The 22,143-nt window shown below is 68.6% G+C and carries 17 protein-coding genes; 11 read left to right on the plus strand and 6 right to left on the minus strand.

Going from position 1 to position 22,143, the window contains the following annotated elements; translation table 11 throughout:
- The first annotated feature begins 331 nt into the window (after window positions 1-331).
- Window positions 332-1,339 (plus strand): zinc-dependent alcohol dehydrogenase family protein, encoded by a 1,008-nt coding sequence (locus tag J1C47_RS12395; protein ID WP_207351087.1) that lies wholly within the window; start codon window positions 332-334, stop codon window positions 1,337-1,339.
- A gap of 325 nt (window positions 1,340-1,664) precedes the next feature.
- Here the strand turns inward: J1C47_RS12395 and J1C47_RS12400 are convergent, their stop codons facing one another.
- The 4 genes from J1C47_RS12400 to J1C47_RS12415 form a co-directional block, all read right to left on the minus strand.
- Window positions 1,665-2,402, minus strand: coding sequence for a DUF4396 domain-containing protein (locus tag J1C47_RS12400; RefSeq protein ID WP_245396533.1), 738 nt, complete (start codon window positions 2,400-2,402; stop codon window positions 1,665-1,667).
- A 331-nt stretch (window positions 2,403-2,733) separates the two neighbouring features.
- Window positions 2,734-2,967 (minus strand): 30S ribosomal protein S21, encoded by a 234-nt coding sequence (rpsU, locus tag J1C47_RS12405; protein WP_134761536.1) that lies wholly within the window; start codon window positions 2,965-2,967, stop codon window positions 2,734-2,736.
- A gap of 550 nt (window positions 2,968-3,517) precedes the next feature.
- Window positions 3,518-4,918, minus strand: a complete 1,401-nt coding sequence (locus J1C47_RS12410) for a cytochrome P450 (protein WP_207351089.1) — start codon at window positions 4,916-4,918, stop codon at window positions 3,518-3,520.
- Window positions 4,919-5,100: 182 nt separating this feature from the next.
- Window positions 5,101-5,541, minus strand: a complete 441-nt coding sequence (locus J1C47_RS12415; RefSeq protein WP_207351090.1) for an acyl-CoA thioesterase — start codon at window positions 5,539-5,541, stop codon at window positions 5,101-5,103.
- A 237-nt stretch (window positions 5,542-5,778) separates the two neighbouring features.
- Here J1C47_RS12415 and gyrB point away from each other — a divergent pair, with 237 nt between their 5' ends.
- A complete protein-coding gene (gyrB, locus tag J1C47_RS12420; RefSeq protein ID WP_207351091.1) occupies window positions 5,779-8,217 on the plus strand; it encodes a DNA topoisomerase (ATP-hydrolyzing) subunit B in 2,439 nt (812 codons plus the stop codon).
- Between the two features lie 285 nt (window positions 8,218-8,502).
- Here gyrB and J1C47_RS12425 read toward each other — a convergent pair whose 3' ends face one another.
- Both J1C47_RS12425 and J1C47_RS12430 read right to left on the minus strand, forming a co-directional pair.
- Entirely contained in the window at window positions 8,503-9,117 is a 615-nt protein-coding gene (locus J1C47_RS12425) for a Uma2 family endonuclease (protein ID WP_207351092.1), read from the minus strand.
- A gap of 214 nt (window positions 9,118-9,331) precedes the next feature.
- Window positions 9,332-11,509 (minus strand): esterase-like activity of phytase family protein, encoded by a 2,178-nt coding sequence (locus tag J1C47_RS12430; protein ID WP_207351093.1) that lies wholly within the window; start codon window positions 11,507-11,509, stop codon window positions 9,332-9,334.
- A 140-nt stretch (window positions 11,510-11,649) separates the two neighbouring features.
- On the opposite strand from J1C47_RS12430, the gene ybgC reads away from it, so the two are divergent.
- The 9 genes from ybgC to ftsH all read left to right on the plus strand — a co-directional run bounded on the left by ybgC (window position 11,650) and on the right by ftsH (window position 21,987).
- A complete protein-coding gene (gene ybgC / locus J1C47_RS12435) occupies window positions 11,650-12,096 on the plus strand; it encodes a tol-pal system-associated acyl-CoA thioesterase (protein ID WP_207351094.1) in 447 nt (148 codons plus the stop codon).
- A 355-nt stretch (window positions 12,097-12,451) separates the two neighbouring features.
- Window positions 12,452-13,171, plus strand: a complete 720-nt coding sequence (gene tolQ / locus J1C47_RS12440; protein WP_210382312.1) for a protein TolQ — start codon at window positions 12,452-12,454, stop codon at window positions 13,169-13,171.
- Window positions 13,172-13,218: 47 nt separating this feature from the next.
- Window positions 13,219-13,665: a protein TolR gene (gene tolR, locus J1C47_RS12445; RefSeq protein ID WP_207351095.1), complete on the plus strand. Its 447-nt coding sequence runs from the start codon at window positions 13,219-13,221 to the stop codon at window positions 13,663-13,665.
- Window positions 13,666-13,683: 18 nt separating this feature from the next.
- Entirely contained in the window at window positions 13,684-14,802 is a 1,119-nt protein-coding gene (locus tag J1C47_RS12450) for a hypothetical protein (RefSeq protein WP_425354558.1), read from the plus strand.
- 190 nt (window positions 14,803-14,992) lie between these two features.
- The gene (tolB, locus tag J1C47_RS12455; protein ID WP_207351096.1) at window positions 14,993-16,303 is read left to right on the plus strand and encodes a Tol-Pal system beta propeller repeat protein TolB; all 1,311 of its coding nucleotides are present in this window, start codon (window positions 14,993-14,995) and stop codon (window positions 16,301-16,303) included.
- A gap of 335 nt (window positions 16,304-16,638) precedes the next feature.
- On the plus strand, window positions 16,639-17,160 hold the full coding sequence (gene pal / locus J1C47_RS12460) for a peptidoglycan-associated lipoprotein Pal (RefSeq protein ID WP_207351097.1): 522 nt from the start codon (window positions 16,639-16,641) through the stop codon (window positions 17,158-17,160).
- 387 nt (window positions 17,161-17,547) lie between these two features.
- Window positions 17,548-18,516 carry a tol-pal system protein YbgF gene (ybgF, locus tag J1C47_RS12465; RefSeq protein WP_207351098.1) on the plus strand — a complete coding sequence of 323 codons (969 nt, stop codon included), beginning with the start codon at window positions 17,548-17,550 and terminating at the stop codon, window positions 18,514-18,516.
- A 29-nt stretch (window positions 18,517-18,545) separates the two neighbouring features.
- Window positions 18,546-19,949: a tRNA lysidine(34) synthetase TilS gene (tilS, locus tag J1C47_RS12470; protein WP_207351099.1), complete on the plus strand. Its 1,404-nt coding sequence runs from the start codon at window positions 18,546-18,548 to the stop codon at window positions 19,947-19,949.
- Between the two features lie 118 nt (window positions 19,950-20,067).
- A complete protein-coding gene (ftsH, locus tag J1C47_RS12475; protein ID WP_207351100.1) occupies window positions 20,068-21,987 on the plus strand; it encodes an ATP-dependent zinc metalloprotease FtsH in 1,920 nt (639 codons plus the stop codon).
- Window positions 21,988-22,143: the final 156 nt, after the last annotated feature.

Raw genomic sequence — 22,143 nt, forward strand, 5'->3', positions numbered from 1 at the left:
CCACACACCCGGGCCCCGGCGCCCCCCCCGGGGGGGGGGGCCCCCCCCCCCCCCCCCCCCCCCGGCCCCCCCCGGGACCGGCCATCCGGGCAGGAGGGCCCGCGGATCGGCGACGATCCGCGGGCCTTCGTTCGTCATGGCCGTTGTCATCCTCGACGCGGGTCGCCTCGCAGCGGCCGGGTCGGGTCGGGCAGGGTCGGGTCGGGCAGGGTCGGGTTGGACCGGGGTGACGGGGCGTTTCCTTGCCGCCAGCCATGAACCACTACCTCTTCTGCGGATGCGCGTCCGCGCCGGACCGGCCGGGCGCCCCAGTAGAAGAGGATTCATCGCCATGAAAGCCATCCGACTTGCCCGGCCCGGCGGTCTCGACCGCCTCGGCCTCGTCGATCTCGACGATCCCGGCACGCCCGGCCCGGGCGAGATCCGCGTCCGCATCCGTGCGAGTTCGCTCAATTTCCACGACTACGGCGTCGTCTCCGGCAGGGTGCCGAGCGAGGACGGCCGCATCCCGATGTCGGACGGCGCCGGCGAAGTCGAGGCTGTCGGCGAAGGCGTCACCGAGTTTGCTGTCGGCGACAGGGTCGTCTCCGGCTTCTTTCCCCACTGGCTGGACGGCGAGGCGGCGGTCGCCGACTTCCGCACGACTCCCGGCGACGGCGTCGACGGCTATGCCCGCGAGGTCGTGGTGCGGCCGGCGACGTGGTTCACCCATGCGCCGAAGGGCTACTCCGACGCCGAGGCGGCGACGCTGACGACCGCCGGGCTCACCGCCTGGCGGGCGCTCGCCGTCGACGGGGGGCTGAAGGCCGGCGACACGGTGCTGACCCTCGGCACCGGCGGCGTTTCGATCTTTGCGCTGCAGATCGCCAAGGCGATGGGCGCGACGGTGATCTCCACCTCCTCGTCCGATGCGAAGCTGGAGCGGCTGCGCGGCCTCGGCGCCGACCATGTCGTCAATTACAGGACCACCGAGAACTGGGGCGAGAGGGTCCGCGAGATCACCGGCGGCCGCGGTGCCGACATCGTCGTCGAGGTCGGCGGGCCGCAGACTCTCGGCCAGTCGATCACCGCCTGCCGCATCGCCGGCCACATCGCGCTGATCGGCGTTCTGACCGGCCGCTCGGGCGAGGTGCCGACGGCGGCGCTGATGGCGCGGCAGCAGACCCTCAAGGGCCTGATCGTCGGCAGCCGCCGCCATCAGCAGGACTTCGTCCGGGCGCTCGAGGCGACGGGGGTGAAGCCGGTGATCGACCGGACGTTCCCGCTCGCCGGGATTGCCGACGCGTTTCGCCACGAGGAGTCGGGCGCGCATTTCGGCAAGATCTGTCTGGAGATCTGAGGGGAGGAGTTCTTTCCGGGGAGGCGGCAGCGGCCTTGAACGGCGCAGCTGGATTTTGAACGGCAGCGGCTGCTGCTTCACCCCCCTCTGGCTTGCCAGCCATCTCCCCCGCAAGGGGGGAGATCGGAAGCTCCCACCGATGCCGCTTCCTTTGGACGTCTATGCCAGCGGCACGCCTCCGCTGACCGCAAGGCATCGGCGCAGGGCCGATCTCCCCCCTTGTGGGGGAGATGCCCGGCAGGGCAGAGGGGGGTGCACCGACATCCGACGAATGTCTGGAAAGGCCGCAATTCTAAGGGCCCTTCCGCCTTTTCGCCTCAGGCTCCTACATCGCTTCCTTGATGCCCTTGTCGATCAGCCAGACATTGACCGGATAGGCGGTGAGGAAGCCGCAGAGCATGGCGATCTGCATCATGAACCAGAATTCGACGCTGTTCACCTCGAGCTTCGTGCCGAGCAGGCTGCCGAAGATCCAGAAATGCGCGATCGCCATGAAGCCGTACATGCCGACCTGCCAGGAGGTCAAAGAGAGCGTGTCGGCCTTCAGCGCCGCGACGATGCCCTGGCCCGGCGACATGTCCTCGTTCATCGGCTTGATCGCGAAATACTGGAAGACGATGCCGAAGCCGAAGGCCAGCACGTAGTCGAGGATCCAGACGGCGAAGATCTTTTCGGAAAAGATCGAGTGCCAGCCGAGCCACACGGCGACGGCGGGGATGAGAAAGGCGAGCCACTCGGCGCAGATGTCGCCGAGCGTGCAGCCGGCGCCGCAGTGGGCCGCGCCCTTGCCGACGCTCGCATAATGCGGCGTCTCGGTCTTCGACGGCATCGGCTTGCCGGCCTGCATCGCCGGCATCGCCCGGCTGTGGGCGGCGAGCTTGCCCCATCTGCGATAGGCCCAGACCGCCAGCGGCCCGGCATAGAGGCCGGTGATCGGCCAGACGACGTTCATGATCGCCATGTGCTGGGGATCGCGGCGCGTGTCGACGAGGATGGCGAGGGCGGAAAGGACGCCGACGACGAGCGCGACGATCGCCAGGACGTGCAGCCAGGTGGGAATCAATGCGGGCCTCCAGATCTCGGTTCGAGCGGAGGCGGTCATCGGCTGTCGGACATCGCTGTCCGGGAAAACGCGTCGCCCCGCGCGGGTCCCGCGATCCGGAAAGATCACGGGGGCCGCGCGGGGCGGGCGCAAGAATGCTGCCGACCCTGGATGCATCGGGCCGATCGGCCCGGTGCCGGGTGGAGAGTGTCTGCCGGTCTGCCCCGCCTCGCGCTTCGGTGCGTTACAGCGTGGCGGTCGCATCGGACGGATGCGGCTCGCCGCGCTGCCTCGAAGGGCGAATGATCAGGCTTGCGGATGGTTCCGGCAGGCGCTTGCCCGGCGGGCAGCGTCAGTGAGCGGCGCGGCGCTTCGGCCCGGGCAGCAGCCCTTCGCGCTGCGCCTGCTTGCGGGCGAGCTTGCGCGAGCGGCGGATCGCCTGCTGCTTCTCGCGGGCGCGGCGCTCGGACGGCTTCTCGTAGGCGCGGCGCGCCTTCATCTCGCGAAAGACGCCCTCGCGCTGCAGCTTCTTCTTCAGCGCGCGCAGGGCCTGATCAACATTGTTGTCTCGAACGTCGACTTTCAAAGCGACTCCCTCTCTTCTCGGTGCGAAACCGGCGGCGGAGACCGACGGGTTTCGATCAGCTTCAGGACGCGGACACAGCCCCGCCGTTTCCGGCACGGCGCGGTTCCGCGCGACACGGAATGCGGCCGACCCGGCCGGCCGCGCGGCGACCGGTCCTCGTCGGCCGGGCGCCCTTGCGGGACGCCCTTGCCTCGGCTCGCTCTGCCATCATCGCAGGGGAGCAACGCTGTCTTGCGATCGCTGGCGGATCGATCGCACCGTTGGCGCCGCAGGCACTGGAGCGACGGCTTCGGCCATCGTCCACCGCTTCCGGGGCACGGCATTCCGCAGGACGGTCTCGCGTTGCGACTGGCGGTCGGCGGGACGGGAATGCCCGGTGTGTCAAGGCGTCGAGCGCATCGAAGACCCCTTTCGAAAAGGGCCGGACGGATGCGCCGCAGCAAGACTGTGCGCGGTCATATAGGCCAATATCCCCGCGACCGCAAATCGCGATCGCGAGATCGCGACCCACCGTCGCTGCCCCCTTGCCGCGCCGGATGTCGTTTCCGCCTCAGTGGCGCCGCGAAATCCGCATCGGCAGGCCGCCGTCCGGCTGGACGGTGATGCGCTGGACCACTTCCGGCGGCCGCTCGCCCACATAGTCGAAGCGCAGGTCCCTGAGGAGCAGCGCCAGCGCGATGACGCCCTCCTGGATGGCGAAGCTCGCGCCGATGCACACCCGCGGGCCGACGCCGAAGGGCAGGTACTGGTAGCGGTCGATGCTGTCGCGATTCTCCGGCAGGAACCGGCTCGGCATGAAGTGATCCGGCCGGTCCCAGAGCATTTCGTGGCGGTGGACCAGCCAGGGCATGACGAGAAGGGTCGAGCCGGCGGGAATGTCGAGGCCGCCCACCCGGTCGGGCTTCAGCGCCGTGCGGTTGAGCGAGGGGGCGGGCGGATAGAGCCGCATCGCCTCCTCGAAGGCGGCCTTGGTGTGGATCAGCCGGTCGGCCCACTCGCTCGGATGGGAGAGCGTCGGCAGGACCTCGTCGATCTCCGCCTCGACCAGCGCCCGCTCCTGCGGCGCCTGCGACAGGAGATACAGCGTCCAGGCGAGCGACCGGGCGGTGGTCTCGTGGCCGGCGCCGATGAAGGTGATGATGTTGTCCTCGATCTCCTCGCTCGACAGGCCGTCGGCCTTGATCAGCAAGGTGAGGAGGTCGTTCGGCGTGCCATCCGGGTCGCGGCTGAGGCGCTCGCGCCGCTTCTCGATCGTCTCGGCGATGAGCGCGCGGAAATAGGTCATCGACTTGCGGCCCTTCAGGCGCCGCAGCCGCGGCAGGAAGGCCGGGGCGTTGAGGAGGTCGAGCGGATCGATCCGGCCCATCGAACCGAGGAAATCGCGCGTCGAGCGGGCGAAGCCCTCAGGCTCGGAGGCGATGTCGCCGGAAAACAGCGTCTCCTGCAGGATGTCGAAGGTGAGCAGCGTCATCTCGTGCGAGATGTCGGCGGTCTCGCCGGCGCGCCCTGCGAGCCCTTCGGCGAAGAGGGCCGAGCGCGCCTCCATCTGGACGGTGAAGCCGGCGATGTGGCGCGGCGTGAAGACCGGGGCGATGGCCTTGCGGGTGCGCCGCCAGAGTTCGCCCTCGGCGGTGAGGAGCCCGTCGCGCAGGAGCGGCCGCAGGATCCGCTGGCGCAGCGGCTGCATCACGTAGTTCCTGGCGTTCTCGACGAGGCAGTAGCGAATGCCGGCGGGATCGTTGACGACGACGTTCGGAACGCCCAGCCAGGCGCCGCGCACATAGGGCTCCTTGAAGGCGCGCGTGCCCCAGATTTCGATCGGGTTGCGCGTCGCCGTGCGGATGAAGCTCGCAAAGCCGAGCGGCTGGGAATGCGGCACCGGGGCCGGGGCGCGGAAGGGCTGACCGCCCGGACGGGACGGGGCGGCGGAAACGGCGGACGGGTTCGACATGGATCGCGACTCGCGCATGTTGACGGTCGGGCCGCCGCGGCCGCAGCGCGGCCGGGCGGCGCCTCGACCGCGCATATGGGAGGAGTGGAGAAGGGCGTCGAGGGGAAGGCGCGGCGATGAAAGGTCGCGCCGGCGAGGCGCGCCCGCGCCCCGGCGCGTCTTCCGGGCCCCGGCGCCGGTGCTCAGCCGCCCGCGCCGCCCGCGCCGCCGGCGACGACGTGCGGCGCCAAGGCCTCGCGCATCTCCTCCGGCAGCGGCGTCGACCGGCGCGTCGCCTCGTCCATCAGGACGATCACCGTCTCGGCGCCGGCGCAGAGAGCGCCATGCTGGAAGACCGCCTGGACGAGCCGGATCGAGCTGTTGCCGAGGCCGGCGATCCCGGTTCCGATCTCCACCTCGCCCGGCCAGTTCACCTCGCGGCGAAAGTCGATGGCGAGGCGGGCGATGACGAAGGCCCGGCCTTTCGGCGGCGGCGCCTTGCCGGAATGCAGCAGTTCGACGCGGCCGGTTTCGAAGAAGGTGGAGAACACCGCATTGTTGACGTGGCCCTGGCGGTCGGTGTCGCGGTAGCGGAGTTTTTCGCGCGTCCGGAAGGGAAAGCTCGCGAGCGTCGTCTCGGCCATGGAATCGGCCTCCTTTCGTGTGATGGTGGCTGGTCTGCGCAAGGCCCCGCGGCGCGAGGCCCGGCTTTGAAGGATCGGGGCGGGCCGCAGCGGCGGCAGAAGCGCGCGGCGGCCGGCGTCGCGCCGGACCGGCCGGCAGGCCGGCGCTTTCGCCTTGCCGGGTGAATGCCTATATAAAAGCGACAAATCCGGCCGATTCGCGAGCCCTTCCCGGCCGGCCCCAGATCAAGGACCGTCATGTCAGCAGTGCCCGAAACGAACCCCGCGGCCGGCGCCGAATACGGTGCCGATTCGATCAAGGTGCTCAAGGGTTTGGATGCCGTGCGCAAGCGTCCCGGCATGTATATCGGCGATACCGACGACGGCTCCGGCCTGCACCACATGGTCTACGAGGTCGTCGACAACGCCATCGACGAGGCGCTGGCCGGCCACGCCACCCTCGTCACCGTGACGCTGAACGCCGAGGGTTCCTGCACGGTCACCGACAACGGCCGCGGCATTCCGACGGACATGCACACGGGCGAGGGCGTCTCGGCGGCCGAGGTCATCATGACCCAGCTGCACGCCGGCGGAAAGTTCGACCAGAACTCCTACAAGGTCTCGGGCGGCCTGCACGGCGTCGGCGTCTCGGTGGTGAACGCTTTGTCGAGCTCGCTGAAGATGAAGATCCGGCGCAAGGGCCAGATCCACGAAATGTCCTTCACCCACGGCGTTCCCGACGCGCCGCTCGCCGTGACCGGCGATGCCGGCGGCGAGACGGGGACGGCGATCACCTTCATGCCGTCCTTCGACACGTTCCGCGGCGTCACCAGCTTCGACTACAACACGCTGGAGCATCGCCTGCGCGAACTCGCCTTCCTGAATTCCGGCGTCAGGATCGTCCTCACCGACAAGCGGCCGGCGGACGAGAAGAAGATCGAGCTGCATTACGAAGGCGGGCTCGAGGCTTTCGTGCGCTATCTCGACCGCTCCCGCAAGCCGCTGATTCCCGAGCCGATCGTCGTCGACGGCGAGCGCGACGGCATCACCGTCGAGGCGGCGCTGTGGTGGAACGATTCCTACAACGAGACGGTCCTCTGCTTCACCAACAACATCCCGCAGCGTGACGGCGGCACCCATCTCGCCGGCTTCCGCGGCGCGCTGACCCGGCAGGTGACCGGCTATGCCGAAGCCTCCGGCATCCTGAAGAAGGAGAAGGTGGCGCTCACCGGCGACGACTGCCGCGAGGGGCTTTCCTGCGTCCTTTCGGTCAAGGTGCCGGATCCGAAGTTCTCCTCCCAGACCAAGGACAAGCTGGTTTCCTCCGAGGTCAGGCCGGTGGTCGAGAGCCTCGTCAACGAGGCGCTGTCGACCTTTTTCGAGGAGCACCCGCAGGAGGCGCGGATCCTGGTCGCCAAGGTGGTCGAGGCGGCTTCGGCGCGCGAGGCGGCGCGCAAGGCCCGCGAGCTCACCCGCCGCAAGGGCGCGCTCGACATCACCTCGCTTCCCGGCAAGCTCGCCGACTGCCAGGAGCGCGATCCGGCGAAGTCGGAGATCTTCATCGTCGAGGGCGATTCGGCCGGCGGCTCGGCCAAGGGCGCCCGCTCGCGCAAGAACCAGGCGATCCTGCCGCTCCGGGGCAAGATCCTCAACGTCGAGCGCGCCCGCTTCGACCGCATGCTCGGCTCCGACCAGATCGGCACGCTGATCACCGCGCTCGGCACCTCGATCGGCAAGGACGAGTTCAACGCCGACAAGCTGCGCTACCACAAGATCATCATCATGACCGACGCCGACGTCGACGGCGCCCATATCCGCACGCTGCTCCTCACCTTCTTCTTCCGGCAGATGCCGGAGCTGATCGAGCGCGGCCACGTCTTCATCGCCCAGCCGCCGCTCTACAAGGTGACGCGCGGCAAGCAGAGCCAGTATCTGAAGGACGAGAAGGCGCTCGAGAACTATCTCATCGAGGGCGGCCTGGACGATGCCTCGTTGACACTTGCCAACGGCGAGGTGCGGACCGGCCGCGATCTGAGGGCCGTGGTTGACGACGCGCTTGCCGTCCGGCAGGTGCTCGCCGGCCTTCATTCGCGCTACGACCGTTCGGTGGTCGAGCAGGCGGCGATCCTCGGGGCGCTGTCGCCGGAGGTCGCCGACCACCCGGAGGACGGGCCGAAGACCGCCGAACGCATCGCCGAGCGGCTGGACCTCATCGCCGAGGAGACCGAGCGCGGCTGGAGCGGCGTCGCCGCGGACGGCGGCTACCGCTTCACCCGCGTGGTGCGCGGCGTCACCGAACTGCGCATCCTCGACGCCGGTCTGCTTAATTCCGGCGACGCGCTGCAGCTGATGCGCCAGGCGCCGCGGCTGAAGGACGTCTATGACGGCGGGGTGCCGACGCTGAGGCGCAAGGAGACCGAGCGTCCGATCTCCGGCCCGCTCGCGCTGCTCGCGGCGGTCTTCGAGGTCGGCCGCAAGGGCATCGCCACCCAGCGCTACAAGGGTCTCGGCGAGATGAACCCGGAGCAGCTCTGGGAGACGACCCTCGATCCGGAGGCGCGCGTGCTGGTGCGGGTCAAGGTGCAGGACGCGACGGATGCCGATCAGCTGTTCTCCAAGCTGATGGGCGACGAAGTCGAGCCGCGGCGCGAATTCATCCAGGACAACGCGCTGAAGGTGGCGAATCTGGATATCTGACGCGGCGGCTATCGGCGGTCATTCTTCGTATCCGATCTGACGGACGAAGAGATGGACCTTTTTCTCCGGCCAGGGTCCCAGCGGATTTCGACTGGGATCCGGAGGAGACTGTGGTCACGGCGTCGTCGTAATCCGTGCGGATTTCGGAGCGGATCGAGCCGGGCCTCGTTCTCAGACACTCATAATCTGTGGGCTGAAGAAGCCGAGGACGGCCGTGAAGAAGGCAGCAAGGAGGACAGGCCGGCCGTCATCGTTCTCGCGCCGGGAGGCCGAGAGGATGCGGCTTCAGGGCGTCCGATCATCTGCGGTGTGAACGACGACGTGCAACTGCGGCCTCCGCCTCGGCTCCAGCGTATCGTAGACATCGGCCAAGGCGAGAGAGCCGCCGATCTCCGGCAGATGAACCGTGTCGGCTAGATCGTCGTATTTCTCGATGGACCAGACGCCGTTCGGATCGCGGCGATAGACCCTTACCGACACGACGTCGGGCTCGACGAGCACGATCACCCGAATGTCTTCGCGTCCCCGGTATTCTTCCAGCTTGTCCGCCAGATCGGTGGCGAGCGTGCCGGGAGACGAGACTTCGACGACGATCGTCGGGCGGGACGCCTCTTTCGCATCGGCGTCCGGCGGGCCGCAATCGACGACGACGTCGGGAAACCGGATTCCGCGGGGGCCGGTCCTGACGGCGGTGTCGCTCGACGTCGTTCGGCAGCCACGCCGTTTCGCATGGGCCGCCAGCGACACGACGATGTTCGTCGTGACCACGTTGTGGCTCTCCTTGGCGCCCGCCATCATGCGAACCACGAGGCCGTCCGCCAGCTCGTAACGCTCTTCCTGCGCCTCGATCCAGACGAGAAAACGATCGGCCGACATCGGTTCATGCTCGGCTACGGCCATCTCGAAAACATCCTTCCCGGTCCGTTCCGGCCGGGCGTCGTCGGCAGGAACGGCGCGAAGGATAACAATTCGCCGGGTGGCGTGAAAGAACGTGCGATCCCGGCCGCCGCCCGGTCGACGCCTCTTTGTCGTCCCGGACCGGGCCGTCACTCATGGCGAGGCCGCCGGCACGGGTCGGCGCCGGCGGCCTTTGTCTCATTCGGCCGAACGGGTCTTACATCGAGCCGAGATCGACCTTGAAGAACAGCGTCTCGCCGGAGGAATCGTCGACGCCGTCATTGTCGGTCACGGCATAGGCGGTGCCGTCGCTGGCGAAGGTGAACCCCTCGATCTTGTCGACGACATAGCCGCCGATGGCCTTGAGATCGGGAAGGAAGTCGTGGACCTCCTGCTTTTCCACCACCGGCAGTTCCGCGCCGATCGCCCCCGGCGTCACGCCGTCGAGCGAGACCTTGAAGAGTTTCTTCTCCTTCGCCGCCGTGCCGATCTGGTTGTCGCGCTCGACGATGTAGAGCGCGCCGCCATGGGCGGTGATCTCCGACAGGCCGACCCAGCCCGTCTTCGCCTTGTCGAGCGGATAGCGCACGGCACTCCACGTCTTGGAGGCGGGCTCGTAGGCAAGGAGCTTCACCGTGCCCTTCGGATCGTCCTTCCACTCGCGCTGGATGGCGATCCACAGCCGCTCGCCGTCCATGGCGATGCCCTCGGCGCCGAAGCGCGTCGACTGGTCGGTCAGCTGCTTCGGCATGTCGACCACTTCCTGAACCGCGCCTTTGCCGTCGACGTGGAGGATCCGGTGCGGGATCTCCTTCTCCGGATTGCCCTCGCTCGCCAGCCAGAAGCCGCCCGCGCCGTCCGCGGTGATGCCCTCGAGGTCGAGCTTTTGCATCGGCGCGCCGTTCTCGGTGACGTCCATCGCGCCGGTGATCTTCGCCGGTCTGGACGACACGTCGATCGAAAAGATGCGCGGCTGGTTCTTGTAGAAGGAATCCGACACCGCATAGAGGGTGGAGGCGTCGTCCGGATCGCCGGCGAGGGCAGACAGCGCGCCCCAGCCGAGCGGCGTCTCGCCCTGATCCTGCGATACGATCATCGGATAGGACGGTGCGCCGTCGCCGAGCTCGTAGATCATCACGTGGCTGCGCGCCGCGCCGTCCTCGACGAGGTCTTCCTCGTTGGCGCTGGCAAGAAGCCCCCGCGCCGGGATCGCCACCGCGCCCTCCGGCCCGATGCCCGAGGGCAGAAGCTGGACGAAGGTCGGATCGCCCTCGGAGACGTCGTAGACGCCGATCGTCGAGCCGCGTTCGGAGAGCACGAAGGCATAGGTCCTGTCGCCGAACTTCGCGACTTCGAGGCCCTCCGGCTCGATGCCCTTGGCGTCGGAGCGCTTGTCCGGATAATGGCCGGCGCGTACCAGCTCGTATTCATAGGCCGGGCCGCTCTCATAGGCGACCGTGCCGTCCTTGTTCCAGACGGTGAAGGAGCGCGAGCCGCCCTTGTAGTCGCCCTCGTTGGCGGTGATCAGCCGGTCGTCGTCGATCCACTGCACGGCGTCGGGCTCGCGCCGGCGGCCGTCCTGGCTATCGGTCAGCTTGATCTCGCCATTGTCCTCGGCGTCGATGTTCTTCAGATCGACCGTGCCGGCGGAGAAATGGCTGGTCACCGTGCCGGTCGCCGCGTCGATGATGGCGATGGCGTTGTTTTCCTGCAGCGTGACGGCAATTTCGTTCTTGGAATTGAAGTCGACGAATTCCGGCTCGGGATCGTCGCCGCCGATGTCCGACAGGCCGGTCATCTCGACCTTCTTCATCGAGCCGCATTCGGGCGCGCCGTCCTTCAGATCGAAGACGGTGACGTAGCCCGCCGGCATCTGCGGCAGCGCGCCGTCGTTCAGGTCCTCGTCGCGCTCGTTCTCGATGGCGACCGCGGCGAACTTGCCGTCCTTCGAGACGGCGACCGAATCCGGCTGACCGCCGAGGTCGCAGGAGGCGATCTCCTTCTTCTCGGCAAGGCTCACCACCGCGAGGCGGCCCGAAGGATTCTTGAAGCTTTCCGACGTGTTGACGCCGACGAGCACGTCGCCGCCCGCCACGGCGACGGAGGTGGGCTCGCCCTGCATGGCGATGAAGCCGGCGGGCTTCGGCGCCTTCGGATCGGCGATGTCGATCATACCGATGCCGCCGGCCGGGCTGTCGGAATAGATCAGCGTCATGCCGTCCTGGCTCGCCGTGACGATCTCCGACGAGGTCGGCGTGTTCGGGTCCCTGTCCGCAGGCAGGTTGCTCGCCACGGGAAAGGATGCGATGCGGTGAAAGCTCTGCTCGGCTCCGGCGGCGCCGGTGGCGGAAAGGATCGTGGTCGCCAGAAGCGCGGCAAGGACGTGGCGCGGCATGAAGCTGCCTCCCGATGGCTCAAAGGGGTTGTCGACGCGCCGTTCTTCCTGACCTTGCGTGACATGGCGATGACGCCGGGCGGCGGAAATTTCGCCATGCCTGTCATGACGATGATCGCAAAGACGAAATATCGAGAAGAATGGTCACGATTTCGGACATCGCCGGGCGGCTGGAGGGCGGCGGACACCGCCTCGACCTGCGCGTCTATTTCGAGGACACCGATTTTTCCGGCGTCGTCTACCACGCCCGCTACCTGCATTTCCTCGAGCGCGGCCGCTCGGACTTCCTGCGGCTGAAGGGGATCGGCCACCGCGAGCTGATGGCCGGCGGCTTCGGCGCGCCGATGGCCTTCGCCGTGCGGCGCATGGAGATCGACTTCCTCAGGCCGGCGCGCATCGACGACGTCCTCACCGTCCTGACGACGACGCGCCAACTCGGCGGCGCGCGGGTGCTGCTCGACCAGAAGATCCTGCGCGCCGAGGAAGTGCTCGTCGAGGCGAACGTCAAGGTCGCGGTGATCTCGCCGGAGGGCAAGCCGATGCGCATGCCGCAACGGGTGCTCGAGGTGCTCGCACCCGGCGTTTGAGGAGCGCGAGGCGGGGCAGCTCGACGCGTCTCGCTCGTAACCGCTTGTTAACCATGATGGGTCCAGAACTGGGAACGGCGGATTTGAGTCGATTTTGCCATGCTTTCACCGGAATCGTTGGTGAAAGCGGGTGAGGGGTCCGGTTCGCGCAGTCTCACATGCTGTTGCGCCGAGGGGGCCGCATGAGGATCGGGATGTGCGGGACGGGTCGATCGCGTCGCGCCGGGTGGAGATCCCGACCGGCGGCGATGAACGACCGCACGACGCAGCGGATGCGAGGAAACGGATAGCATCGGCCAGGCCCTTCGCGGGTCCTGCGGCCGGTGCTCGGTTTGTTTGAGGGGCTTGATCGCAAATGGATGGGCAAATCGCTCAGGAAGCGCTGTCGGCGGCGGGATCGGTCTCCCTCTGGGACCTGTTCTGGCAGGCGGGCTTCGTCGTCAAGCTGGTGATGATCGGGCTGCTGTTCGCCTCGATCTGGTCGTGGGCGATCATCATCGACAAGACCATGCGCTACGGCTCGTTCCGCCGGCAGCTGAACCGCTTCGAGAGCCATTTCTGGTCCGGCCAGTCGCTGGAAGAGCTCTACCACTCGCTTTCCGAGCGCCGCACCACCGGCATGGGCGCGCTGTTCGTCGCCGCCATGCGCGAGTGGAAGAAGAGCTTCGAGAAGGGCGCGCGCTCGCCGATCGGGCTGCAGCAGCGCATCGAGAAGGCGATGGACGTGACGCTCGCCCGCGAGATGGACAGCCTGGAATCGCGGCTCGGCTTTCTGGCGACGGTCGGCTCGGCGGCGCCATTCATCGGCCTGTTCGGCACGGTGATCGGCATCATGACCTCGTTCCAGGCGATCGCCGGCTCGCAGCAGACGAGCCTTGCGGTCGTCGCGCCGGGCATCGCCGAGGCGCTGCTCGCCACCGCCATCGGCCTCGTCGCCGCGATCCCCGCGGTCATCGCCTACAACAAGCTGTCGTCCGACGCCGGCAAGCTCGGCATGCGGCTCGAGGCCTTCGCCGACGAGTTCTCCGCGATCCTGTCGCGGCAGATCGACGAGAAGCTGACGCAGCAGCGCTGAACCGTCAGGCGGGCGGCTCGCCCGGGACCTGCAGAAGGGATTTGGCCATGGGTATGTCGATGGGCGGTGGCGGCGCGAGACGCTCGCGGCGGGGCCGCACGCGCCGCGCCCCGATGAGCGAGATCAACGTCACCCCGATGGTCGACGTGATGCTCGTGCTTCTGATCATCTTCATGGTCGCCGCGCCGCTCCTGACGGTGGGCGTGCCGATCGAACTGCCGAAGACCAAGGCGAAGGCGCTGAACGCCGACACCCAGCCGATCACCATTTCGGTCGATTCCAACGGCGGCGTCTTCATCAACGACACCAAGATCGCCGTCGAGGAAGTGGTGCCGAAGCTCGAGCAGATCGCCAAGACCGGCTATCAGGAGCGCATCTTCGTCAAGGGCGACAAGTCCGCCGACTACGGCACGGTCATGCAGGTCATGGGCCGCATCAATGCCGCCGGCTTCAAGAACATCGGTCTCGTGACCGACCAGGACACCAAGGCGTGAGGGACATGAGCCGCGGGGTTGCGACCTGAGATGAGAGCCGGCGTCGTCGTCTCCGCCGTCCTGCATGCCGTGGTTCTCACCTGGGGACTGTGGTCTTTAGGCGCGCCCGACCCGCTGGAGGTGGCGAGCGTCGATTCGCTTCCCGTCGACCTCGTCCCGGTCGAGGAATATTCGCAGTCGCTGATCGGCAAGAAGGACGCGCCGGTCACCGAGACGCCGGCGCCCGACCCGACGGAAAAGCCCGTCGTCGACGACAGCGCCCAGAACGCCGGCGACAATTCCACCGACCTCGAGACGCCGCCGACCCCGACCGAGCGGGAACGGGCGGTGGAACAGACCGCCGCGCCCAAGGCCTCCGAGCCGCCGCCGCCTTCGAGCAAGCCCGCCGAGGAGACGCCCCCGGTTCCCGAGGCGGTGCCGACGCCGCGCCCCGAGCCGACGCCGCAGCCGCAAGAAACCAAGACGGCCGAGGAGCCCGCGCCCGCCGAGCCGGCCCCGCAGGAGGCCGATCCGATCGAGGAGGCGATCGCCACCGCCGAGACGCAGCCGCAGCAGCAGCCCGAAAAGAAGCCGGAGCAAAAGCCGGCCGAGCCCGAGGTCGCCGCGCTGCCGGAGCGCGGCCCGGTGCCGCAGCTGAGACCCTCGCGTCCGCAGCCGACCGAGACGAAGAAGCCGGAGAAGCCCGCCGAAAAGCCGTCCAAGCCGGCTCAGGACGACAGCCAGTTCGATGCCGACAAGATCGCTGCGCTCCTCAACAAGGAGAAGTCCGCGGGCGGCGGCGCCAGGCGCTCGCAGCAGCAGGCCTCGCTCGGCGGCGACCGCAAGACCGGCGGCAAGCTCTCCCAGAGCGAGCTCGACGCGCTGCGCGGCCAGGTCAGCCAGTGCTGGTCGCCGCCGGCGGGCGTCTCGGAGGCCGGCGCGCTGCGCGTGACGATCCGCATGCGCCTCGATCCCTCCGGCGGCCTCGAGGGCCGGCCGGAACTCGTCGAGGGCGGTGGCGGTTCGACGGTGGAGCGGGCGGCGGCGGATGCCGCGCTGCGCGCCGTGATCCGCTGCGCGCCCTACAAGCTTCCGGCCGAAAAATACGACACCTGGTCGGAAGTGCTTCTGAATTTCGATCCGAGCCAGATGCTCTGATCGGGCGGTCCCGCGTCGATCGCCATCAAATTTCCCGAAAGTGACCTAGGAAGGGCCTGAAGGGAACTGCCAATGCCGGGCCCGGGGGAGGGCGGCTCGTTGCCGCGCGGGGGCCGGACGAATGATTTTCGGCGCGGCCGCCGGAAAGCCGATGATGCGCCGCGGCCGCTGAAGAGGGGAAATTCCGCTCATGCATATGTTCATCAGCCGCGTCTTTGCGGCCGTCCTGGTGCTCGCCGGCGCCCTTGCCGTCGCGACGCCGGCCGCGGCCGTCGTCGAGCTCGACATCACCCAGGGCAACGTCCAGCCGCTGCCGATCGCGATTGCCGACTTCCAGTCGCAGAACGGTCTCGGCAAGCAGATCTCCGACGTCGTCTCGGCCGATCTGAAGCGCTCGGGGCTGTTCGCGCCGATCGACCCGGCGGCCTTCATTCAGAAGGGCCTCGGCCCGGACGTCAGCCCGAGCTTCCAGGACTGGACGGTGATCAACGCCCAGGCGCTGGTCGTCGGCCGCGTCTCGCCCGAGGCGGACGGGCGTCTGCGCGTCGAGTTCCGGCTGTGGGACACTTTCGCCGGCCAGCAGCTCGACGGCCAGCAGTTCTATACCAATCCCGACAACTGGCGCCGCGTCGGCCACATCATCGCCGATGCGATCTACGAGCGGATCACCGGCGAGAAGGGCTATTTCGACAGCCGCATCGTCTTCGTTTCCGAGAGCGGCGACAAGGCGAACCGGGTCAAGCGCCTCGCCATCATGGATCAGGACGGCGCGAACGTGCGCTTCCTCACCGACGGCCGCGACCTCGTCCTCACCCCGCGCTTTTCGCCCAACCGCCAGGAGGTCACCTACATGTCCTTCGGCAACGGCGAGCCGCGCGTCTACCTGCTGCAGCTCGAGACCGGCCAGCGCGAGATCGTCGGCAACTTCCCCGGCATGACCTTCGCCCCGCGCTTTTCGCCGGACGGCCAGAAGGTGATCATGAGCCTGCAGCAGAACGGCAACGCCAACATCTACGCGATGGACCTCAGGTCGCGGGCGACGACGCGGCTGACCTCCACCAACGCCATCGACACCTCGCCCTCCTATTCGCCGGACGGCACCCGCATCGTCTTCGAATCCGACCGCGGCGGGCGCCAGCAGCTCTACACGATGGGCGCCGACGGCTCGAACCAGCAGCGCATCTCCTTCGGCGACGGCTCCTATTCGACGCCGGTCTGGTCGCCGCGCGGCGACCTCATCGCCTTCACCAAGCAGTCGGGCAGCCAGTTCCAGATCGGCGTCATGCGGCCGGACGGCTCCGGCGAGCGCATCCTGACCTCGGGCTTCCACAACGAAGGCCCCACCTGGGCGCCGAACGGCCGCGTCCTGATGTTCTTCCGCGACCAGAAGGGTGGCGGCGGGCCGCAGCTCTTTTCGATCGACCTGACCGGCTACAACGAGCAGAAGGTCCCGACGCCGGGCTATGCCTCCGATCCGGCCTGGTCGCCGCTGCTCGACTGAGCCGCGCCACGAGAGTCGGCGAAGGGGCGCCGGCGATCCCGCAGCGCATTCCGGGCCGGCCCGTGGCATTCGAGCCCCGGCCGCCCGCACCGCGCGGGCCGGCCGGGCGCGCCGCGACAGCCCGGGGCAAGGCTTGCGGCATAAACCCCTTGGCTGTTGCCGGAACGCATCAGAGGCGCCGGAAAGGGCGATGACGGGGCAAAAAACGCCCGCTTCGACGCGCTCTCGTCAAAAGCCTGCCGCGGGGTGGGAAAACAATCGATTTTACCAGTCGTTAAGCTTGGCCGTGGTAAGCCGTCGATAACGAAAAATCCTTGGATTTGAAGGAGTTCGCCATGCTGGGCATGGTTTCTCAGGGTAAGGGCCGGATCGCGATCGCGCTTCTCGCCGGCCTCCTCATCGCCGGCTGCGCCAGCAAGAAGGACGGTCTGCCGGACAACGCGGCCGGCCTCGGCCTCGGCGGTGCCGGCGGCGCGGGCAACGTCGTGCCGGGCTCGCCGCAGGACTTCACGGTCAATGTCGGCGACCGGGTGTTCTTCGAGACCGATTCGTCGGACATCACCGCGACCGGGCAGCAGACGCTGCAGCGCCAGGCGATGTGGCTGAAGCAGCACACGCAGTATCCGATCACCATCGAGGGCCATGCCGACGAGCGCGGCACCCGCGAATACAACCTCGCCCTCGGCGCCCGCCGCGCCTCGGCGACCCGCGACTACCTCACGCAGCTCGGCGTTCCGGCGACCCGCATGCGGACCATCTCCTACGGCAAGGAGCGTCCGGTCGCGGTCTGCGACGACATCTCCTGCTGGTCGCAGAACCGCCGCGCGGTGACCGTCCTCGGCGGCCCGTCGAGCTGATCTGACGAGACGCGCCGCCGCCCGCCCCTTGTTTCCGGGCCGCGGGCGGCGGCGCCCTTCTTCCCGGAACGGCGAGGTCGGCCGGATCGCCCTCCGCCGGCGCCGTGCGACCATTCCCGGCCCGCTGTCACGGCCGCAACGGCCCGTCAGCCTGCCCGTCCTTCCGCCCTGCGGATCGACAGGCGGGCCGTCACACTTTGGCCGAACTCGATGGTTCCATGCTTCAGGCGTGAGCTCGCGCGAGGGGTGAACCGCGGTCGCGTTCCGTCGGAGAGGGCGGGGTGACGGTCCGGCCCCATGGCTCTCGTCCGGCGTCTGCCGGTGACGGGCCGAGGCTCGACGATCAGGCCGCGCGGGCGAGGGGAACGAATGGAGACGAGAGTGACGATGCTTCGTCGCAGCCTGGCCGCCGCGGGACTTCTGATGGTCTTCCTGCCGCAAGCGGCTTTAGCCTTCGATCTGCCGGGCGTGTTCGGCGGCGCCGACGAGCCGGCGACGCGCACCGCCGCCGCGACGCCTGGCCTCGGCGCGGCGCAGCTTCCCGGGGCCGCACCGTCGACGCCGCAGGAACAGCCGATCAGGCTCGCACAGTCGGGCGACCTCGTGGTGCGCCTCAACCAGCTCGAGGACGAGGTGCGCCGCCTGAACGGCAAGGTCGAGGAACTGAGCTTCCAGCTGCTCCAGGCGCAGGAGGACATGCGCAAATATCGCGAGGATTCCGAGTTCCGCTTCCAGCAGCTCGAAGGCGGCGGCAGCAGCCCGGCCTCCGCCAAGCCACAGGAGCGGCGCGGCGAGGCGGCGCCGGCCGCGTCCTCCGACGCGACGGCAACGGCCTCGGCCGACGGCAGCGACGACATCGGCAAGCTGCTCTCCAACGGCCTCGACACCAGCGCGGTCGCCGGTTCGTCCTCCGCCGCTTCGGCAGGCGGGCAGGGGTCGTCCGATTCCTCCACGGTCGCCAGCATCAAGGCGAGCGGGCCGCGGGACATGTACGATCTGGCCTACAACTACCTGCTCGCCGGCGACTATGCCAAGGCCGAGCAGTCGTTCCGGCAGTATTCCCAGACCTATCCGAGCGCCAAGGACGCGCCGGACGCCGAGTACTGGCTGGGCGAGAGCCTCTACCAGCAGAAGAAATACGCCGACGCGGCCGAGGTCTTTCTCGACGCGCAGAAGTCGCATCCCAAGAGCGCCAAGGCGCCTGACATGATGCTGAAGCTCGGCATGTCGCTCGCCAAGCTCAACAACCGCGACACCGCCTGCGTCACCTACAAGGAGGTGGCGCGGCGCTATCCGGAGATGAGCGACAACGTCCGCCGCAAGCTACAGGACGAACAGAAGGCCGCAAGCTGCTGACGGGCGGCGTCGCCCCGATCGTTTCCTCCATGGCGGGCGGCCCTGCCGCAACGCCGCAACCGGATGCCCCAGGCGGAGATCCGCGGCTCGCAGCGTCGATCGGCGCGGTGATCGCCGCCGCCGAACAACGGCTCGGCCGTCTCGACGGCCTCCTGCTCGCCGTCTCCGGCGGCCCCGATTCCCTGGCGCTGATGCTCGCCGCCGCCGGCTGGCAAGAGCGCAACGCCGCTTCCGCGCGGCTGCTCCGCGTCGCCACCGTCGACCATCGCCTCAGGCCGGAGTCTTCCGCCGAGGCCGCCTTCGTCGCAGGTCTCGCCGCATCGCTCGGCCTTGCCCACGACACCCTTCCCTGGACCGGCTGGGACGGCACCGGCAATCTTGCCGCCAGCGCCCGGGAGGCCCGCTACCGGCTTCTTCTCGACCACGCCCGCACCCATCGCCTCGGCCTCGTCCTCGTCGCCCACCACCGCGACGACGACCTCGAGACCCATCTCCTGCGCCGGGCACGCGGCGGCGGGCTTGCGGCACTCGCCGGCATGCGGCCGCTGCGCTGGCTCGGGCCGGACGTGCTTCTGGGCAGACCGTTCCTCGACATGCCCCAGTCGGTGCTCAAAGGGGCGGTCGCCGCCGGCGGGATCGTTCCGGTCGACGATCCGTCGAACCGCGACATGCGCTCCGACCGCGCCCGGATCCGGCGCGAACTTGCCGTCGACGCCGGTCTGCGGCAGCGCGCGCTGCGCGGGCTCGGACGGGCGAAGCGGGCGCGCGCTGAGGGCGAAGCGGCGCTCGCGGCGCTCCTCGCCGATCTTCAGGACACCGGGCGGCTTCGCTACGCCGATGACGGCGCGGTGCTTCTCGACCGCGCGGTGCTCGCCGGCCTGCCGAAGCGCTGCGCCGCGCAGCTCCTGTCGCGGGCGATCGTCGCCGCCTCGGGCAGTCCGGCGCCGCCCCCCGGCCGCGGCGTCCGGGATCTTCTCGGCAGGCTCGCGGAAGACGCCGGCCCGGATCTCGTCGCGACCCTCGGCGGGGCGGTGGTCGAGGCGCGGGAAAGCGACATCCTCCTTCGACGCGAATACGGGCGCTGCGGCATCGCGGATCTGGCGGTAGGCGGCGCGACGCGCCTGATCGGCCGCTTCGCCGACGAACTCCCGGCGCCGGTCGTCTTCGACGGGCGGCTGGCCGTCGGCCTCGGCCAATTCGCCCAGCTTCCCGGCGCGCGGCTCGTGGCATATGGCAGCCTCGGCCTCGGCGGCCCGCGGCAGAAATGCCTGCCCGTTCTGGTGGATGCGGCCGGGCGGCCGAAGGCGGCGGCGGCCGCCGTCGCTCCCCGCCTCGGGCCGGATGTCGCGCCCCTCGCTGTCCTGCCGCTCGCGCCACATCTTCTGCGGCGCGACCTGCCGCCGGCGGACGGCCTAACCGCTTCCTCACCATGAACCGAGGCATGCCCGGCTTTTTGCCGCAAATCACGGGCAATGTGTTGGCAAGGGGCATCGCAGCACTTATCTTCGCGGGGTTCGCGACGCGGCCCGTTTTGCCGACTCAGGAAGAGTGATGAACCAGAACTTTCGAAACTTTGCGCTGTGGGCGATCATCGCCCTGCTGCTGATCGCGCTCTTCCAGCTGTTCTCGAACGGCACGCAGAGCAGCAATTCGCGCGAAATCCCCTATTCGATGTTCCTGTCGGACGTTGACAGCGGCCGCATCCAGTCGGTGAACATCCAGGGCCAGCGGATCAGCGGAAAATACAGCGATTCCTCCTCGACCTTCCAGACTTACGCTCCGGAAGACGCGCAGCTGGTGTCGCGGCTGGAGGGCAAGAACGTCCAGATCACGGCGAGCCCGCCGGGCGACAATTCCAACCCGATCTGGTCGATGCTGCTCTCCTTCGGTCCGATCCTCCTCATCCTCGCCGTCTGGATCTTCCTGATGCGCCAGATGCAGGGCGGCGCGGGCGGCAAGGCGATGGGCTTCGGCAAGTCGAAGGCCAAGCTCCTGACCGAGGCGCACGGCCGCGTCACCTTCGCCGACGTCGCCGGTGTCGACGAGGCCAAGGAAGACCTCGAGGAGATCGTCGAGTTCCTGCGCGAGCCGCAGAAGTTCCAGCGCCTCGGCGGCAAGATTCCGCGCGGCGTGCTGCTCGTCGGCCCTCCGGGCACCGGCAAGACGCTGCTGGCGCGGTCGGTCGCCGGCGAAGCCAACGTGCCGTTCTTCACCATCTCCGGTTCCGACTTCGTCGAGATGTTCGTCGGCGTCGGCGCGAGCCGGGTGCGCGACATGTTCGAGCAGGCCAAGAAGAACTCGCCCTGCATCATCTTCATCGACGAGATCGACGCCGTCGGCCGGCATCGCGGCGCGGGCCTCGGCGGCGGCAACGACGAGCGCGAGCAGACGCTCAACCAGCTCCTCGTCGAGATGGACGGCTTCGAGGCGAACGAGGGGATCATCCTCATCGCCGCCACCAACCGCCCGGACGTGCTCGATCCGGCGCTGCTGCGCCCGGGCCGGTTCGACCGGCAGGTCGTGGTGCCGAATCCCGATTTCACCGGCCGCGAGAAGATCCTCAAGGTCCACGTCCGCAATGTGCCGCTGGCGCCGAACGTCGACCTCAAGACCATCGCCCGCGGAACGCCCGGCTTCTCGGGCGCCGATCTCGCCAACCTCGTCAACGAGGCGGCGCTGATGGCGGCGCGGCGCTCGAAGCGTCTCGTCACCATGCTCGAATTCGAGGACGCCAAGGACAAGGTCATGATGGGTGCCGAGCGGCGCTCCATGGCCATGACCGAGGAGGAAAAGAAGCTGACGGCCTATCACGAGGCCGGCCACGCCCTCGTCGGGATCCACGAGCCGTTCAACGACCCGCTGCACAAGGTGACGATCATCCCCCGCGGCCGGGCGCTGGGCGTGACGATGAACCTGCCGGAGCGCGACCGCTACGGCATGCGCAAGAACGAGATGGAGGCGCGCCTCGCGATGATCTTCGGCGGCCGGGCGGCCGAGGAGATCATCTACGGGCCGGAGAACGTCACCACCGGCGCCTCCAACGACATCCAGCAGGCGACGAACATGTCGCGCGCCATGGTCATGGAATACGGCATGAGCGACAAGCTCGGCCGCCTGCGCTACAAGGAGAACCAGGACGAGGTGTTCCTCGGCCATTCGGTCTCGCGCCAGCAGCACATGTCCGAGGACACGGCGCGTCTGATCGACTCCGAGGTCCGGCAGATCATCGAGACCGCCGAGAACAAGGCGCGCAAGATCCTGACCGACCACATCGACGAGCTGCATCTGCTCGCCAAGGCGCTGCTCGAATACGAGACGCTGTCGGGCGACGAGGTCCACGACCTCCTGGCGGGGCGGCCGCTCACCCGCGACATGGGCGACGACACGCCGCCCTCGCGCGGCTCGGCGGTGCCGAAGGCCGGCCCGCAGCGCCCGGCGCGCGGCGACGGCCTCGAGCCGCAGCCGACCTGAGCGGCGCGGGAACGAGACGAGACGGAAGCGGGCGACCCTCGGCGGTCGCCCTTTCTTTGAGCGGGCCGCTTAACCCTTCCGGCAGATCGGGCTGACGCCGACCCGGAAAATGCGGCTAGAATGGGCGGAGCGCCGGGGCGGGCTGTCGGTCCGCCG

Origin of the sequence: Jiella sonneratiae, from assembly GCF_017353515.1 — a bacterium.
GTDB lineage: Bacteria > Pseudomonadota > Alphaproteobacteria > Rhizobiales > Rhizobiaceae > Jiella > Jiella sonneratiae.

Coding starts and splice junctions, on each gene's coding strand:
- gyrB (WP_207351091.1), top strand. CDS start 5,779: ATGTCAGCAGTGCCCGAAACGAACCCCGCGGCCGGCGCCGAATACGGT.
- J1C47_RS12410 (WP_207351089.1), bottom strand. CDS start 4,918: ATGTCGAACCCGTCCGCCGTTTCCGCCGCCCCGTCCCGTCCGGGCGGT.
- J1C47_RS12425 (WP_207351092.1), bottom strand. CDS start 9,117: ATGGCCGTAGCCGAGCATGAACCGATGTCGGCCGATCGTTTTCTCGTC.
- J1C47_RS12415 (WP_207351090.1), bottom strand. CDS start 5,541: ATGGCCGAGACGACGCTCGCGAGCTTTCCCTTCCGGACGCGCGAAAAA.
- pal (WP_207351097.1), top strand. CDS start 16,639: ATGCTGGGCATGGTTTCTCAGGGTAAGGGCCGGATCGCGATCGCGCTT.
- J1C47_RS12430 (WP_207351093.1), bottom strand. CDS start 11,509: ATGCCGCGCCACGTCCTTGCCGCGCTTCTGGCGACCACGATCCTTTCC.
- ybgF (WP_207351098.1), top strand. CDS start 17,548: ATGCTTCGTCGCAGCCTGGCCGCCGCGGGACTTCTGATGGTCTTCCTG.
- tolQ (WP_210382312.1), top strand. CDS start 12,452: ATGGATGGGCAAATCGCTCAGGAAGCGCTGTCGGCGGCGGGATCGGTC.
- tilS (WP_207351099.1), top strand. CDS start 18,546: ATGGCGGGCGGCCCTGCCGCAACGCCGCAACCGGATGCCCCAGGCGGA.
- ybgC (WP_207351094.1), top strand. CDS start 11,650: ATGGTCACGATTTCGGACATCGCCGGGCGGCTGGAGGGCGGCGGACAC.
- J1C47_RS12395 (WP_207351087.1), top strand. CDS start 332: ATGAAAGCCATCCGACTTGCCCGGCCCGGCGGTCTCGACCGCCTCGGC.
- tolB (WP_207351096.1), top strand. CDS start 14,993: ATGCATATGTTCATCAGCCGCGTCTTTGCGGCCGTCCTGGTGCTCGCC.
- tolR (WP_207351095.1), top strand. CDS start 13,219: ATGGGTATGTCGATGGGCGGTGGCGGCGCGAGACGCTCGCGGCGGGGC.
- ftsH (WP_207351100.1), top strand. CDS start 20,068: ATGAACCAGAACTTTCGAAACTTTGCGCTGTGGGCGATCATCGCCCTG.